The 17184-nt window shown below is 59.3% G+C and carries 9 protein-coding genes and 1 pseudogene; 2 read left to right on the top strand and 8 right to left on the bottom strand.

What is annotated here, in order from left to right:
- The 4 genes from QF010_RS26045 to putP all read right to left on the bottom strand — a co-directional run.
- Positions 1-3235, bottom strand: a 3235-nt coding sequence (locus QF010_RS26045) for a DUF6531 domain-containing protein (protein ID WP_429534208.1), incomplete at its 3' end; no start/stop codon positions are given.
- Positions 3235-3972 (bottom strand): DUF4123 domain-containing protein, encoded by a 738-nt coding sequence (locus QF010_RS26040; RefSeq protein WP_429534207.1) that lies wholly within the window; start codon positions 3970-3972, stop codon positions 3235-3237. The genes QF010_RS26040 and QF010_RS26045, both read right to left, overlap by 1 nt.
- Positions 3962-5980: a type VI secretion system Vgr family protein gene (locus QF010_RS26035; RefSeq protein WP_429534206.1), complete on the bottom strand. Its 2019-nt coding sequence runs from the start codon at positions 5978-5980 to the stop codon at positions 3962-3964. The genes QF010_RS26040 and QF010_RS26035 overlap by 11 nt, the downstream gene beginning before the upstream one ends.
- A 374-nt stretch (positions 5981-6354) precedes the next feature.
- Entirely contained in the window at positions 6355-7839 is a 1485-nt protein-coding gene (putP, locus tag QF010_RS26030; RefSeq protein WP_429534205.1) for a sodium/proline symporter PutP, read from the bottom strand.
- 464 nt (positions 7840-8303) lie between these two features.
- Between putP and putA the strand changes: the two genes are divergently transcribed.
- Both putA and QF010_RS26020 read left to right on the top strand, forming a co-directional pair.
- Positions 8304-12257 (top strand): trifunctional transcriptional regulator/proline dehydrogenase/L-glutamate gamma-semialdehyde dehydrogenase, encoded by a 3954-nt coding sequence (gene putA / locus QF010_RS26025; RefSeq protein WP_033055430.1) that lies wholly within the window; start codon positions 8304-8306, stop codon positions 12255-12257.
- Between the two features lie 260 nt (positions 12258-12517).
- Positions 12518-14320 (top strand): acyl-CoA dehydrogenase, encoded by a 1803-nt coding sequence (locus QF010_RS26020; protein ID WP_033055428.1) that lies wholly within the window; start codon positions 12518-12520, stop codon positions 14318-14320.
- Between the two features lie 109 nt (positions 14321-14429).
- Here the strand turns inward: QF010_RS26020 and QF010_RS26015 are convergent, their stop codons facing one another.
- The 4 genes and pseudogenes from QF010_RS26015 to QF010_RS26000 form a co-directional block, all read right to left on the bottom strand.
- On the bottom strand, positions 14430-15161 hold the full coding sequence (locus tag QF010_RS26015) for a methyl-accepting chemotaxis protein (RefSeq protein ID WP_419866180.1): 732 nt from the start codon (positions 15159-15161) through the stop codon (positions 14430-14432).
- Between the two features lie 135 nt (positions 15162-15296).
- A pseudogene (locus QF010_RS26010) lies at positions 15297-16322 on the bottom strand (HAMP domain-containing protein); the annotation flags it as partial.
- Between the two features lie 145 nt (positions 16323-16467).
- Positions 16468-16770: a cell division protein ZapA gene (locus tag QF010_RS26005; protein WP_008149648.1), complete on the bottom strand. Its 303-nt coding sequence runs from the start codon at positions 16768-16770 to the stop codon at positions 16468-16470.
- Positions 16767-16997: a hypothetical protein gene (locus QF010_RS26000; protein ID WP_008149645.1), complete on the bottom strand. Its 231-nt coding sequence runs from the start codon at positions 16995-16997 to the stop codon at positions 16767-16769. Before QF010_RS26000 ends, QF010_RS26005 begins: the two co-directional genes overlap by 4 nt.
- Between the last annotated feature and the right edge of the window lie 187 nt (positions 16998-17184).

Here is a 17184-nt window from a genome sequence, read left to right as displayed (position 1 = left end):
GAGTGGTGAGTCGCGCGCCGTTAAGGTCGATGGCCGTCAGCGCACCGCCCTTGGCGTGGTGATAGTCGAGTTTGCTGTTGTCCGGCAGGCGCAGGTGATTGAGTTGGCCGCAGGCGTCGTAGCCATAACGCAAGGTGCCCCAGCCTTGGTGTTCGCTGATCAGGCGGTCCTGCTGGTCGTACTCGAATTCCAGCGGGTGATCGTGACCGTCATCGACGCTGACCAACCGGCCGAGGCTGTCGTAGCGATATTCGGCCTTAATGCCGTCGGGCAGGGTTTTGACCAGTAGGCGCCCGGCCGAATCCCGCTGGTAAGCCGTCACCAGTTGCGAGCCGTCGTCGCCGAACTCGGTTTTTTCCAGCAGTTGGCCGTTGAGGTCGTAGGCGTACGCCGTGCGTTGGCCGTCGAATCCGATTTCCTGTCGGATCAAGCCATTAGGCGTGTAGTCCAGGAGATATTTTTCGCCGGATTCGTTTTCGATCTCGGTGAGCAACAGCTGGGCGTTGTCGTAGCGGTACTTCAACTGGGTGCCGTCGGCATTGATCCGACGGCTGACCAGATGCAGATCGTCGACGTATTCGTAGCGGGTGACGCGGCCCTGCTCATCGCGTTCGGCGGTGATCTTTCCGTAGGCGTTGTAGCTGAAGGCGCGGCTGGCGCCGGTAGGCAAAGTCGTCTGGATCAGTCGGCCGACGGCATCCCATTGGTACTGGGTAACGGCGCCGTGTTCGTTCTGACGGGTAATCTGCCGCCCCAGCGCGTCATAGGAAAACCGCCGCACACCACCATCCGGCAGCGTTTCCTCAACCAACTGCCCCAAGCCATTCCAGACGAACACCTGCCGGCTGGTGTCCGGGTAACGGATCGACAGCAGCTGACCTTTTTCGTCGTAATGGTAGTGGGTGACATGACCGTCAGGATCGGTCGCCTCGGTGACGTCGCCTTGCGCATTGCGCTGATATTTCCACACCGCTTTGCCGCGAAACCGTGCGTGCAGGAAACCGTGGCGGTACTCGTAGGCCGTCGGTTCGTCTTCCGGCGGAATCAGCGCAACCAATCGTCCGACTTCGTCATAACGGTATTCAGTGACGGCGCCGAGCGGATCCTGGTCGGCAATAAGCCGGCCTTGATCGTCGTAGGCCTTGAGGTGTTCACCACCGTCCAGCTCGACCTTGCGCACCAGCCGCGCCCGATCGTCGTGGACGTAAACCTCTTCACTGCCATCGATGTTCTGGACGGTGACACTGCCCTCTTCATCCCAGACGTACCGCGTGTCCATCTGCGAAAACGACGCCCAATGCCGGACACATCGGGCAGCCTTGCCGGACCTTTCCCACTCCCAGAAGAAACTCGCCCCACCGGTCAGTTGCCGCTGCAAGATGACGTGCTGATCGTCGTAGTCGTAACGCTCGCTTTCGCCAGCGGCGTTGGTGGCTTCGATCAGTTGATCGCGTTCGTCGTAGTGATACGTGACCAGCGTCTGTTCGGTGTGCCAGGCCTCGTCGAGGGTGTCGGCCGGATGAAAGCGCTGATACTCCACGGCGACCAAATGGCTGCGGTCATAGCGCAACAACAAGGCACGGCCGGCGCCGTTGTCGAGGCGTTTGATGCGGACTTGTCGATCGCGGGTGATGCGCAAGCGGTTGTCGTAAGCGTCGCTGATCGCCGTCAACCGACCGTTATGAAAGTGATAGAACCGTGCGTCGTCACCCGCCTGGGCGAGGATCAATTCTTCGGGTTCATCGCCGAGATAAATAGCCGCCCGCGACAGGCTGTTGTGGATCGCCGGGCGTTCACTGTTTGGCAGCGGGAACGTGGTCCGACGGTTTTCGTGGTCGATCCAGATGACGGTCTCGCCGTCGATTTCCAGTCGATGGGCGAGGCTGTGACTCCAGCCGAAACCGAGGCCGCAGTCGATTTCGGCGGCGCTGGTGCGGTAGAGCCGGGTGAAGTCGAATGGCAGGATGCCGTCCAGCGAACCGTCGGTGAAGGTCAGCAGTTCTTCGCCGGTGACCATCGACACCGGGCATTTGTTGGTGGCGGTTTTATCAACGGAATCGGCGCTGTCACCGTTGGGGTTTTTAGCCTGATCCGGGACGTTGTCGTGGTGTTCGTTTTGCTTGAGCGTGGTATTGCGCTTGGCATCCCAGCGCAGATGCATGCGCCCTTTTTTCAGACCCGCTGCAACACCGCGTGCGGCGACTTTTTTGTAGCGGTCGACGTAGGTCATGAAGGAGTTGAGGATGCTGAATGTCGCCTTGACGAAGCGCATCGCGAGACCAGACAGCAACATCCCGTACTTAAGTCCCCGAAGCTTCAGATAAGCGGCAGCTGCGGGTATACCGGCAACCGTCAAGGTCAGCACCAAAGCAATCAGAATATCGATCAGTAACGAGACGATGACATGGCTGGCGATCTCTGCTGAGTTGCCAGCAGTCTCGCTAGGCGGTAGCGCCGAAAGCCAAAGACTCGCGGTGCGAAATAGCAGGCAAAGCGCCGCTTCATCGCTGGCTAGCAGCATGGCCTGCTCCATCGCAACAGGTGATTGCTGTGCCAAATCGATGAGTTGCTGAGCACTACTACCGAGTCGATCAAGGTGATCGCCAGGATTTTTAAGGATGTCAAAAACGAGGCTGACGCTGTCCCAAACACCGATGATCGCAGCCCAACTTCCCGCGAGTGTTCCGTTACCCCCAGCCGTCAGAGTTGACTGCGACCACTGAGGCTTGAACCCTTCCCACTCATTGCGTAGCCAGGCTTCCAACTCCGTGGTCAGGCCGTCGTATGAGGAGAAAAGCTCATCGACTTGTTCCGGGGTGACTTCGCTCTGAACATGAACGCGATAAAACTTCCCGGGAACGCCGGTGAATTGTCCCTTACCGTATTGATCAAGCGTGACCGGCTTAGTCTCGCCGCCCTCTACGGCAATCACATCGACCTGAATGTTCCCTAACGGAATGTCGTAGAGCGATTCAAACTTGCTCTCAATCTCCAGAGTCCCGCTGTCCGAACACTGCGCAACACTGGAAAAGAAGTCCTCATCGCCACTGCTCACCGCAGTGGTGGTATTGCCGAATTTTATGATCCGCTCCATGCCCATCAGCGAAGGCAAATCAGCGGCGCGGCTGGCCGTGTCCGCCGCTTGGCTGAACCAGTGCTTGAGCTGTTCACGGTAGAGGGAAAGGGTGTCCTTGAAACCGTCGAGCTCCTGCTCGATCCGTACAATCTGATCCATCAGTCCAGCTCCGTTATCAAGTAATCCACCAAAGCTGATTTCGGTGCTTGAGGCAGATCAGGCGCCTGCAGAAAGATCGCGACCTTGTGCCGCAATACGCTCGCCGAAAACGCCTCATAAAGATCAGGTCGGTCCTCGCTCAACCACATCAGCAAGTTGTTAATACGGGTTGTTGCGGACTCGTTGGCGAGGTGTTTAAGCAGCGATTCGGAAACTTCCCACCACGGAAAAACCCTGGAGGTTTTCAACGCACTGCCACCGATGTCGAGCGACTGGCCATTGATCAAAACGCGATCAATCACAGGCATTAACTGCGTGGCGTTAACGTCGGTGGACTGAAGAATCGGCAGCAAATAGCGCCCATCCCAGAAGCGGAAAAACACCGCATTACCGTTGGGCAAGAGAACTTGAGTGAGGCTGCGCAGGTGCTTGACCAGCACGTCTTGAGAGATGGAAGCCACCGCCAGCCAACCCCAATCACGAGACTCAGTGGTGGCAGCCCACTCCAGAAACTCACTGCCCCCAGCGACGGTTCCGACATAGGGCATCACCGGTTCCCACTCGGCGTAAGCGGTGTCGGCCCAGATCGGACTGGGTGCTTGAGCGGTGATCGAACGCTGCCAGGCTTTGAACGGTTCAGCGTCGCTCGCGTTGCTGAAAACCGCGAACAACTGCTCGGAAGGTTTGAGCGGTTGGTGATCCAACCAGGCGTGGGGTGACAAGGCATCAGGCTGCACAGACACCGTCCTTGCAGCGCTCACATTCCTCACAGAACGGCGCGTCGCTTTTCAGGCTCAGGATCTGTGCGGCACTCAGCAGCGCGGCCTGGGCGGCGACGAGTTTCAAGGGTGTGTCCGGCGATGCAGGTGCCGCCGCCATGGCCGGCATCAACGCCCCGCCCACCTGAATCGGCACGCTGCTGAAGATCCCGCCGGGACCGATGTTGATCCACTGCCCGCCCGCCTGAATCGTCGCGCTGGCCCCGCCGTCGATCACCACTTGCTGGCCGGCGCTGACATGGAATTGCTGGCTGGCATTCAGCGCCTGACTGGTCACGCGAATGTGTCGGTCACCGACCACCACCAGGTGATCATCCCGCTTCACTTCGGTCTGGCGCTGGCCATGGGTGATGCGTTGCTCGTCGGACTTCAGTTCATGGCGAGCGGTGCCGGTGACGACGATGCTGCGGGCGTTATCGACCTGCACTTGTTGATCATTCAGTACGTGCTGGGTCCAGTTTCGCTGGGCGCGCAGGTAGATTTCCTCGGCACCTTTGCGATCCTCGATGCGCAATTCGTTGTAACCGCCGCCACCGGGACTGCTCTGGCTGCGGAAAATGCTGCGGGTTTTGTCGGCGGGTAGATCGAGCGGCACCGGGGATGCGGCGTTTGGCAGGCAACCCATCACCAGCGGTTTATCGGCATCGGCGTCGACGAATCCCACCAGCACTTCCATACCGACTCGCGGAATCATCACGCTGCCATAACGGTCGTGAGCCCAGCCGGTGGCGACGCGCAGCCAGCAACTGGAATGTTCATCGAGCTGACCGTCGCGGTCCCAGGCGAGCTGAACCTTGACCCGACCGAACTCGTCGCAATGGATTTCACTGTCGGTCGGGCCGGTGACCACGGCAGGTTGATAGCCGAGCATGCGTGGTTTTTCCGGCCCGAGTGGAGGGCGAAACGAAACGTCCCACGGTGTTGCCAGAAAGGTATTGCGATAGCCCTGGAAATCATCCGGGCCGTCACTGGTGACTGACTCTTCCAGCACTTGCGGTTGGCGGCCACGGTGTTCGATTTCGGTGATCAACCACAGGTCATTCCAAGCCTGGCGCGGATGCTCGGCCAGGTGTAGGAAATGCCCGCTGACCAACGCCGATTCGTCGCCACGACCTTCAGCCTGACGGAAGTCGGCGTTGTGTCGTTCGAGTGCTCGCTGGGCCAGATGCTTGCCGTGTTCGCGGTCGGTGAATTGCCCCGGGAAGTGGTAATCCTCGAGCACCGGTCGCAACTCACTGTCGAGGCGGCTTTCAAGTTGCAGGTGAGGTTTTTTGAAGTCGTAGTCGCGACGGGTTACCGCTGTCGTCCGGGTTTCCAGTCGCACCTTGAAACGTTTGATGGCCGGCGCATCCGCCGCCATTCCGCTACCCGGCAGGTATAGCGTCGGTTCGGGCAGACGAGGGAAAACCGTCTGGTCATCCCCAAACACCAACAGGTGTCCGTCGAGGCTGTGCTGAAAGTGGTAGTGAATGCCGATCTCGGCACACAGCCGCTGGATGAACGCCAGATCGCTTTCGGCGTATTGCACGCAGTACTCACGCGCGGGGTAATCGCTGCCGAGCCGAAACTCGAAGGCATCGCGCTGGATACCGTGGTCCTTGAGAATTTGCGCGATGATCGCCGGCACGCTTTTGTGCTGGAAGATCCGCTGATTGATGCGCTGACTGAGGTAGGCCAGACGCGGCACGAGACTGATTTGGTAGCCCGTCAGGCGTTGGCCGGAATCGCTTTGGCCAACGCGAAAAATCTGACCATGAATGCCGGAATCCTGCGCATCAAAACTCAGAAATGCCTGACGATGCAGCAGGCTTTCGAGTTCGATGTCGGGCCGTTCGCTGACCAGTTCCAGGTCAAAACGGTAGGGCTGGCTGATGGCTTCCGTGCCCGTGAACTCAAGCACCTTGAGCTCATTCTGGACGCCGTCGATGGTCAACGTGAAACGCGGTTGATTGGCAGGAGCGAACATCCGATGTGTCTCTGCAGAATGAAGGCGGGCGATTCTGCATGAGCGACAAGGGGTGTTGATGGAGGGACAGGGAAATCAGATTTGCCCTACTTTTTTAGAGATTTCTCCTTCAACAATCAGTGTGTTTGGCTACAGACATCTCCTTCAAAACCCCCCCCCCTGTAGGAGTGAGCCGGCTCCGGGCGGCGTTCCGACGATAGCGGTTAATCATTCAACATTGATGTCGACTGACCTGGCGCTATCGCGAGCCGGCTCACTCCTACAGGGGACAAATAGAGATTCCAGATTTGCGTAGGCAAAAAAAACGGCCCGCATCCAGTAGGAAGCGGGCCGTTTTGTTGTAGCCGAAAGGTCAGAGCATCAGCTCATTCCCATCACTTGTTCAGGCGGAAATCTTTCTCGGCCGCTGCAAAGCGCTGAAGCATGCCGGTAGTCGGCTCACCCATTTTGCTGACGATGTAGATCGCCAGGCTGGCGAAGATGAAACCAGGGATGATTTCGTACAGACCCAACAGTTCGAAATGCTTCCAGACGATCACGGTGATCGCGCCGACCAGGATGCCGGCCAGTGCGCCGTCGCGGGTCATGTCTTTCCAGATCACGGAGATCAGGACAACCGGACCGAACGCAGCGCCGAAACCGGCCCAAGCGTAGCTGACCAGACCCAGTACACGGTTGTTCGGGTTAGCGGCCAGACCGATAGCGATCAGGGCAACCAGCAGCACCATGGCACGGCCGACCCAGACCAACTCGACCTGGGAAGCGGTTTTACGCAGGAAGGTTTTGTAGAAGTCTTCGGTCAGTGCGCTCGAGCACACCAACAGTTGGCAGCTCAGGGTGCTCATCACAGCAGCCAGAATGGCCGACAGCAGTACACCGGCAACCCATGGATTGAACAGGATTTTGGCCAGTTCGATGAACACACGTTCGTGGTTTTCGCTCACTGGCATTGCCACGGCAGGGTTTGCCGAGAAGTAGGCAATACCGAAGAAGCCTACAGCCACGGTGCCGCCCAGGCACAGGATCATCCAGGTCATGGAGATACGGCGAGCGTTAGCGATCGACTTGACCGAATCCGCCGCCATGAAACGCGCCAGGATGTGCGGCTGGCCGAAGTAGCCCAGGCCCCAGCCCATCAGCGAAATCACGCCGATGAAGGTGGTGTTTTTCAGCATGTCGAAGTTGCTTGGATCTTGTGCTTCGATCGCCAGGAACGTGGTGTCGATGCCGCCAGTGGCCAGCAGCACGATGATCGGCGTCAGCAACAGGGCGAAGATCATCAGCGTGGCTTGTACGGTGTCAGTCCAGCTCACTGCCAGGAAACCACCGACGAAGGTGTAGGCAATCGTCGCCGCAGCGCCAGCCCACAGTGCAGTCTCGTAGGACATGCCAAAGGTGCTTTCGAACAGACGGGCGCCGGCCACGATGCCGGAGGCGCAGTAGATGGTGAAGAACACCAGGATCACGACCGCGGAGATGATCCGCAGCAGGCCGCTTTTGTCTTCGAAACGGCTGGAGAAGTAATCCGGCAGAGTCAGCGCATCGCCGTTGTGCTCGGTCTGCACGCGCAGACGGCCGGCGACGAACAGCCAGTTCAGGTAAGCACCGATGATCAGGCCGATGGCGATCCAGCTTTCGGACAGGCCGGACATGTAGATAGCGCCCGGCAGGCCCATCAACAACCAGCCGCTCATGTCGGAGGCGCCGGCGGACAATGCAGTCACGACGCTGCCCAGGCTGCGACCGCCCAGAATGTAGTCAGAAAGGTTGTTGGTGGAGCGATAGGCCATGAAGCCGATCAGCACCATTGCTGCGATGTAGATCACAAACGTGATCAGTGTTGGATTGCTTACGCTCATTAAGTGATGCCCTGGCTTTGTTTTTATGTAGCGGCAGAGTGTGAAACCGCCGACAAACGACAACGTTTGTTCAGACGATTACGGGGCCCGCGCATTTATGACTGATGTTTCCCCAGGAAAGCCATCAGCCGGTGCACCTGTCTTTTTTGACCGGTTGCACCTTGGGCGCGAATGCTATTCAACAAAGCAAATAAGGTGCAACCAGTTTCTTGAGAATAAGTTGCACCTAGTCGGATTTACCTGAAAAAAGCCTGTTTTTGCTCCCTTTTAGGGCAGTTCCATCGGTTTGCTAGAAGTAAAAGCACCAAGCAGGAGCGGTACGTTCGTACCGGAATTTAATTCCTGACGAGCTGCTTATAATTCCGACAAAAAAAGGGTTGCACCCGGTTGCACCTCGGCGGTTGCACGGCTAATCTTGCCGCCAGCTGATGCCACGCGGTCGTGGCAAACATGAGGATAAAAATATGGCTACCACCACCCTTGGGGTCAAACTTGACGACCCGACCCGCGAGCGCCTCAAGGCTGCCGCGACCTCGATTGATCGCACGCCGCACTGGCTGATCAAGCAGGCAATTTTCAATTACCTGGAAAAACTCGAGGGTGGTGCAACCCTGACCGAGCTGAGCGGCCTGATCAGCAAAGACGCTGACGACGCCGGCGAGGTCCACGCTGACCACGCGCACCAGTGCTTCCTGGAATTCGCTGAAAGCATCCTGCCGCAATCGGTGCTGCGCGCTTCGATCACCGCCGCTTACCGTCGCCCCGAGCCGGAAGTGGTGCCGATGCTGATCGAGCAGGCTCGCCTGCCAATCGCCATGGCTGAAGCCACCAACAAGCTCGCCGCTTCGATTGCCGAGAAACTGCGCAATCAGAAAAGCGCCGGCGGCCGTGCCGGGATTGTTCAGGGCCTGTTGCAGGAATTTTCCCTGTCGTCCCAGGAAGGCGTGGCGCTGATGTGCCTGGCCGAAGCGCTGCTGCGCATCCCGGACAAAGGCACCCGTGACGCGCTGATTCGCGACAAGATCAGCACCGGCAACTGGCACCCTCACTTGGGCAACAGCCCGTCGCTGTTCGTCAACGCCGCCACGTGGGGCTTGCTGCTGACCGGCAAACTGGTCGCCACCCACAACGAAGCCGGCCTGACTTCGTCCTTGAGCCGCATCATCGGCAAGAGCGGCGAGCCGATGATCCGCAAGGGCGTCGACATGGCCATGCGCCTGATGGGCGAGCAGTTCGTGACCGGCGAAACCATCGCCGAAGCCCTGGCCAACGCCAGCAAGTTCGAAGCCAAAGGCTTCCGCTATTCCTACGACATGCTGGGTGAAGCCGCACTCACCGAGCACGACGCCCAGAAGTACCTGGCCTCGTACGAACAAGCCATCCATTCGATCGGCAAAGCGTCCCACGGTCGCGGGATTTATGAAGGACCGGGCATTTCGATCAAGCTGTCGGCACTGCACCCGCGTTACAGCCGCGCCCAGTACGAGCGCGTGATGGACGAGTTGTACCCGCGCCTGCTGTCACTGACCCTGCTGGCCAAGCAATACGACATCGGCCTGAACATCGATGCCGAAGAAGCCGACCGCCTCGAGCTGTCGCTGGATCTGCTGGAGCGCCTGTGCTTCGAGCCGCAACTGACCGGCTGGAACGGCATCGGTTTCGTGATCCAGGCTTATCAAAAGCGTTGCCCGTATGTAATCGACTACGTGATCGACCTGGCTCGCCGCAGCCGTCATCGCCTGATGATCCGCCTGGTAAAAGGCGCGTACTGGGACAGCGAAATCAAGCGCGCCCAAGTCGAAGGCCTGGAAGGCTATCCGGTCTACACCCGCAAGGTGTACACCGACGTTTCCTACATCGCCTGCGCCCGCAAACTGCTGTCGGTGCCGGAAGTCATCTACCCGCAGTTCGCCACGCACAACGCCCACACCCTGTCGGCCATTTACCACATCGCTGGTCAGAACTATTACCCCGGTCAGTACGAGTTCCAATGCCTGCACGGCATGGGCGAACCGTTGTACGAACAGGTTGTAGGCAAAGTTTCCGAAGGCAAGCTGAATCGTCCGTGCCGCGTGTACGCACCGGTCGGTACTCACGAAACACTGTTGGCGTACCTGGTGCGTCGTCTGCTGGAAAACGGAGCGAACACCTCGTTCGTCAACCGCATCGCCGACCAGTCTATTTCGATTCAGGAGCTGGTGGCCGATCCAGTGGCCAGCATCGAGCAGATGGCGACGCTGGAAGGCGGCTTCGGCCTGCCGCACCCGCGTATTCCGCTGCCGCGTGATCTTTATGGTGCCGAGCGCGCCAACTCCAGCGGCATCGACATGGCCAACGAACATCGTCTGGCTTCGCTGTCCTGTGCTTTGCTGGCCACCGCTCATAACAACTGGAAAGCCGCGCCGATGCTCGGTTGCGCCTCCAGCACCGAAACACCTGCGCCGGTTTTGAACCCGTCCGACCTGCGTGACGTGGTTGGCCATGTACAGGAAGCGACCGTCGAAGACGTCGACAACGCGATCCAGTGCGCCCTGAATGCTGCGCCGATCTGGCAGGCCACTCCGCCCGCCGAACGCGCCGCAATTCTGGAACGTGCCGCCGATTTGATGGAAGGCGAGATCCAGCCGCTGATGGGCCTGTTGGCTCGCGAAGCCGGCAAGACCTTTGCCAACGCCATTGCCGAAGTGCGTGAAGCCGTGGACTTCCTGCGTTATTACGCAGTTCAGGCTCGCAACGATTTCACCAACGACGCCCACCGCCCATTGGGTCCGGTGGTTTGTATCAGCCCGTGGAACTTCCCGCTGGCAATCTTCAGCGGCCAAGTCGCTGCTGCATTGGCCGCCGGTAACCCAGTACTGGCCAAACCTGCGGAACAAACCCCATTGGTGGCCGCTCAAGCCGTGCGTTTGCTGCTCGAAGCCGGGATTCCGGAAGGCGTGCTGCAACTGTTGCCGGGCCGTGGCGAAACCGTCGGCGCTCGTCTGGTCGGTGACGATCGGGTTAAAGGCGTGATGTTTACTGGTTCCACCGAAGTTGCTCGTCTGCTGCAACGCAACGTCGCGGGTCGTCTGGACGCTCAGGGTCGCCCGATTCCACTGATCGCCGAAACCGGTGGCCAGAACGCAATGATCGTCGACTCCTCCGCTTTGACTGAACAAGTCGTGATCGACGTCGTATCGTCGGCCTTCGACAGTGCCGGTCAACGTTGCTCGGCGCTGCGCGTACTGTGCCTGCAGGAAGATTCCGCTGACCGTGTCATCGAAATGCTCAAGGGCGCCATGGCTGAATGCCGTCTCGGCAATCCAGAGCGCCTGTCCGTGGACATCGGCCCGGTGATCGACGCCGAAGCCAAGGCCGGTATCGAGAAGCACATCCAGGGCATGCGTGACAAAGGTCGCAGCGTGTACCAGGTGGCAATCGCCAACACCGAAGAAGTCAAACGCGGCACCTTCGTGATGCCAACCCTGATCGAGCTGGAAAGCTTCGACGAACTGCAACGTGAGATCTTCGGCCCAGTGCTGCACGTGGTTCGCTACAAGCGCAAAGACATCGATCAACTGATCGGCCAGATCAACGCTTCCGGCTACGGCCTGACGTTGGGCGTGCACACTCGGATCGACGAGACCATCGCCAAGGTGATCGACAACGTCAACGCCGGTAACGTCTACGTGAACCGCAACATCGTGGGTGCTGTGGTCGGCGTGCAGCCGTTCGGTGGCGAAGGCCTGTCGGGCACCGGTCCGAAGGCCGGTGGTCCGCTGTACCTGTACCGTCTGTTGTCGACGCGTCCTACCGATGCAATCGAACAATCCTTCGCTCGCGGTGATGCCATCGTGGCACCGGACGTTCGCCTGCGTGATGCCATGAGCAAACCGCTGAAAGCCCTGCAAGCCTGGGCTGACAGCAACAAGTTTGCCGACCTGAGCACCCTGTGCGTGCAGTTCGCGGCGCAATCGCAAAGCGGGATCACCCGTGTTCTGGCAGGCCCGACTGGCGAGCGCAACAGCTACGCCATCCTGCCGCGTGAACACGTGCTGTGCCTGGCGGAAGTCGAAGGCGATCTGTTGACGCAACTGGCCGCGGTATTGGCCGTCGGCGGTTCGGCGGTATGGCCGGAAGCTGAATTGACCAAGGCATTGTTCGCACGTCTGCCGAAGGAAGTTCAGGCGAAGATCAAGCTGGTTTCCGACTGGAGCAAGGACGAAGTGCTGTTTGATGCGGCCCTGCATCACGGCCATTCCGATCAGTTGCGTGCGGTCTGCCAGCAAGTGGCCAAGCGTGCCGGTGCGATTGTTGGGGTTCATGGCTTGTCGCAAGGCGAGACCAACATTGCGCTGGAGCGTCTGGTTATCGAGCGGGCGTTGAGCGTTAACACTGCTGCGGCGGGTGGTAATGCCAGTTTGATGACTATTGGTTAAACCGCAAAAAGACCGGGCGCCCGCAACGGACGCCCGGTATGCAATACCCCTGTAGGAGTGAGCCTGCTCGCGATAGCGGAGTGTCATCCAATACATATGTCGAATGACACTCCGCTATCGCGAGCAGGCTCACTCCTACAGTTGTTTTGTGGTGTCTGGTAAGTCGGTGCTCTGATCTACCATCACGCTCATCAATCATCCTGTTCACCCCGCCCTCCCCACGCCTAGACTCGGTCCATCCCAAAAAAAGGTAGGCCGCCATGTCCGAGACGTTGCTCAGTTCCCGCAATCTGGCTTTCGAGCTGTATGAAGTCCTCGATGCCGAAGGCCTGACTCAGCGCGAGCGTTTCGCCGAGCACAATCGCGAGACCTTCGATGCCGCCATCGGCACCGCTCGCAACATCGCCGAGAAGTTCTTCGCCCCGCACAACCGCAAGAACGACGAGAACGAGCCGCGCTATGAGGACGGTCAGGCGATTCTGATTCCAGAAGTGAAACCGGCGGTAGATGCCTTCCTTGAAGCCGGCTTCCTCAACGCCGCACGCAGTTTCGACGCGGGCGGGATGCAGCTGCCTACGCTGTTGTCCCAGGCCTGCTTTGCGCATTTTCAGTCGGCCAACGCGGCGTCGACCTCTTATCCATTCCTGACCATGGGCGCGGCGAACCTGATCGAAAGTTTCGGCACCGAGGAGCAGAAGCAGCGCTTCCTGCAACCGATGATCGACGGTCGCTTCTTCGGCACCATGGCGCTGACCGAACCGCATGCCGGCTCGTCGCTGTCGGATATTCGTACCCGCGCAGAGCCTGCGTCTGACGGCACCTATCGTCTGAAGGGCAACAAGATCTTCATCTCCGGCGGTGATCACCCGCTGTCGGAAAACATCGTGCACATGGTGCTGGCCAAGTTGCCGGACGCACCGGCCGGGGTGAAGGGTATTTCGCTGTTCATCGTGCCCAAGTTTCTGGTCAACGATGACGGCAGTCTGGGCAAGCGCAACGATGTGTTGCTGGCCGGGCTGTTCCACAAGATGGGCTGGCGCGGCACCACCTCCACCGCGTTGAACTTCGGCGACAACGGCGAGTGTGTCGGCTACCTGGTGGGCAAGCCTCATCATGGCTTGAGCTACATGTTCCAGATGATGAATGAAGCGCGGATCGGCGTCGGCATGGGCGCGGTGATGCTCGGGTACGCCGGTTATCTGTATTCCCTGGAGTACGCCCGCGAGCGCCCGCAAGGTCGCGTGCCGGACAGCAAGGATCCGAATACCGCGCCGGTGGCGATCATTCAGCACGCCGATGTCAAACGGATGTTGCTGACGCAGAAGGCCTATGTCGAAGGTTCATTCGACCTCGGGCTGTACGCCGCGCGGCTGTTCGATGACACCACGACGCTGGAGACTGAAGACCAGCGCAAGCAAGCCCATGAGTTACTGGATTTGCTGACACCGATCGTCAAATCCTGGCCCTCGGAGTTTTGCCTGAAGGCTAACGAACTGGCGATCCAGATACTCGGCGGCCACGGCTACACCCGCGAGTACCCTGTTGAACAGTATTACCGCGACAACCGCCTGAACCCGATTCACGAAGGGACTCACGGCATTCAATCGCTGGACTTGCTGGGCCGCAAACTGGCGCAGAACGGTGGTGCGGGGCTCAAGCAATTGATCCGTCTGATTGCCGATACCGCCGAGCGTGCTCAAGCGTATGAATCGTTAACCGCGCTGCGTGAGCCGCTGGAGAAATTGGTGGCGCGTCTGCAAACCGTGACCATTGGTTTGCTGACGGATTTGGGGCAAGGCAAGGTCAACAGCAGCCTGGCGAATTCGGCGCTGTATTTGAAAGTGTTCGGGCACACGGTGATTGGCTGGCGCTGGCTGGAGCAGGCGATTCGCGCTGAGGAAGGGCTGGCCAAAGGGAATGTGGCGGATGTGAGCTTCTATAGAGGCAAGCTGCAAGCGGCGCGATATTTCCTGACGTGGGAAGTGCCGGGTTGCCACCATGAATTGGCGATTCTTGAGGCTCGGGATGATGTGTGCCTGACAATGCAGGATGAGTGGTTCTGATCCTGCATTTTTGGTGTTGCTGAAGGCTAATCGCGAGCAGGCTCACTCCTACAGTAGTTCTGTGGTGAACACATTTCCCAATGTAGGAGTGAGCCTGCTCGCGATGGCGTCAGCTCAGCTTGAAGCTACCCATCTGCCGCGCCAAATCATCCGCCAACCGCTGCAATGTCTGACAATCCTCGCGGCAAGCCCTGACCTCCCCTGCAGTGGCATGGGCCAGATCGGAAATCCCCTGCACGTTCCGGTTAATCTCTTCCGTCACCGCCGACTGCTCTTCCGTCGCCGCGGCCACCTGATGGTTCATGTCGCTGATGCGCTCGACCTGTCCGGTAATCGCCGTCAACGACGCCCCGGTGCGCTGGCTCGATTCGACACCCGTGCCGGTCGCCGCTTGCCCGGAATGCATCGACGACACTGCGTTCTCCGCGCCTTGCTTGAGGCTGCCAATCATCTGCTGAATCTCGTCAGTCGACGACTGCGTCCGCCGCGCCAACGTCCGCACCTCATCCGCGACTACCGCAAACCCACGCCCCATGTCCCCGGCCCGCGCCGCTTCGATGGCCGCGTTGAGCGCCAACAAATTGGTCTGCTCGGAAATCCCGCGTATCACTGCCAGCACCTGATCGATGGATGCCACCTGATGGGCCAACTCGCCCACCGCACTGGCCGCGAGGCCAATCTCATCGGACATGCTTTCAATATGCCGGATCGACCCGCCCACCACTTCCCGCGCCTGCATCGCCTCATCGCGGGCAGTTTGTGAAGCCAGCGCAGCGGTGCCGGCATTCTGGGCGATTTCCTGCACGGTCAGGCCCATTTCGTGGACGGCGGTGGCGACCATGTCGGTCATTTCCTGCTGCCGACCGGAACGCTCTGCGGTGTTGTCCACCACCCGCGCCACCTGGCCGACTGCCGTGCGTAAGCGCTCGCTGGTGGTCAGCACTTCGCCGATCATGTCGCGCTGGCTTTCCAGGAATCGATTGAAGCCGCGAGCAAGGTCACCCAGTTCATCGGCGCGACTGGAATCTAACCTGTGGGTCAAATCTCCACCACCGCTACCGATGGCTACCAATGCCGCTGTTACCTGACGGATCGGCCGCACCAATCCACGGGCCAACAACACCACCAACATCAGGCAAACCAGCGCCACCGCCAGGCCGATACCGCTGCTCATCCACATCGCGCGGCGGGCTTCGGCGTAGATCTGCGACTGTGGCACTTCGGCCACCAGAGTCCAACCCAAGTCCCGCAACGGCAGGCTCAATGCCAGGAAATCTTCGCCATCGCGATCGAAGCTGCTGTGGGTGGCCGCTTGTTGGCCCATGACGGCTTGCGCTGCCGGGGCGCCAATCTGTTCGGCCAAGGAGCGTTTGCCGCTGAACTGCGCTTCGGGGTGAACCTGGATCAAACCGTCGGAACGCACGAGATAGACCTTGCCGCGCTCACCGAAGTTGAAGTTGTGGATCAGCTCCGACAGCTCTTTCATGCTCAGGCCAAGCCCGGCAACGCCCACGACTTTGCCGGCCTGCTCGACTTTGAGGTCGATGAACAGCGCCAACTCTCCGGTCGCGGTGTCATTGTCGATATTGAGGGTGCGCGGCTGGTTGCTGTCGAGGAACGAGTAGAACCAGGCGTCTTTGGGGTTGGAGCGGCTGAGGGTCCGGTCCAGGCCTTTTTCGTTGAAGTAGTGGTTTGAAGCTGTGCCGACGATCAGCGCGGTAAAGGCTTTGTGCTCGGCGCGGATGCCTTCCAGATAGGTAACGAAGGTGTTGGTCTGAGCACTGTTTTCACCCCCGGCCAGCCAGTCGCGCACCATGCTGTTGCTGGCGATGTCCTTGGCGGCGGTGAGGGGTTGAACGAGGATTCGCTCGATGTCGTTGCGCATCGCTTCGATGCTCGACGGCAGCGCTTGTTCGACCAGATAGCGCTCGGCGAGACGGTTGACCACGAGGGTATATATGCCAACCACGATCAGAATACTGACCAGCAGGGCGGTGCCCATGCTCAGGATCAACTGCCATTGAATACTGCGTCGCCAGAACTGCATGGAGCACCCCCAAAGAATAAGAGGCTGAAACACTGCAACAGCCGTGCCGATTGTATACAACGCAAACGACAATTTATTCTTTGGTTGTGCGCAAAGCCGATCAGGCCTGATTGATCGTCTTGGAGATCACTTCAACCGTGGCGCTGACTTGCTCTTGGTAACGGTCGAGTTCCTGCTTGTGCTGTTTCTGCATTTCGATCTGCTGGGAGCACAGATTCATCGCGGCCAGCACCAGCAAGCGGTCACCGATCAGCGTCGGGTACTTCCTTTTGGTGTCGGCCAGGGCAGCCTTCAGCATTAACGCGGCGTCCAGCAGGGTTTGCTCTTCCCCGGCCGGCGCCTTGATCGAATAGTCCTCCCCCAGGATCGAGACGACTTTTACCCCTGCGGCGCCGTGATTCATGCGCTGACTGGGCCGGCGCTGACGCGCTCAACCAGGGCCTGGATACGTGCGGCGGTGGCACCTTGTTTCTCTTCCTGTTCCATCAGGCTCAGCTGCAGGCTTTCGTTTTCATCCTTGGCCTGGGCCAGTTCTGCGCTCAGGGTTTGGTTAGTGCCGAGCAGGGTCTGGTTCTGTTGCACCAGGTCGCTGACCAGCTGTTCCAATTGGCTTAGGGATGCTTCCAACATTTTGATTTTCCAAGCATTTTCAAGGGGCGCGTACGATAAAGAAAAGTCACCACGGATGCCAGGGTTATTGGGGCGCAAGGCCTTGATTTTCCTGGCGGACGACCTTCCTCGCGAACTTTAAAGACTGTGATTGGCGGATCTGGTTCCTGCACTTCGTCGCCGGAGCCTTTGTGCGACAAATACGCGC

Source organism: Pseudomonas silensiensis (assembly GCF_050434865.1).
GTDB classification, from domain to species: Bacteria; Pseudomonadota; Gammaproteobacteria; order Pseudomonadales; family Pseudomonadaceae; genus Aquipseudomonas; species Aquipseudomonas fluorescens_W.
The sequence above is the reverse complement of the archived record's forward strand: the minus strand, read 5'-3'. Positions and strand labels throughout refer to the sequence as shown.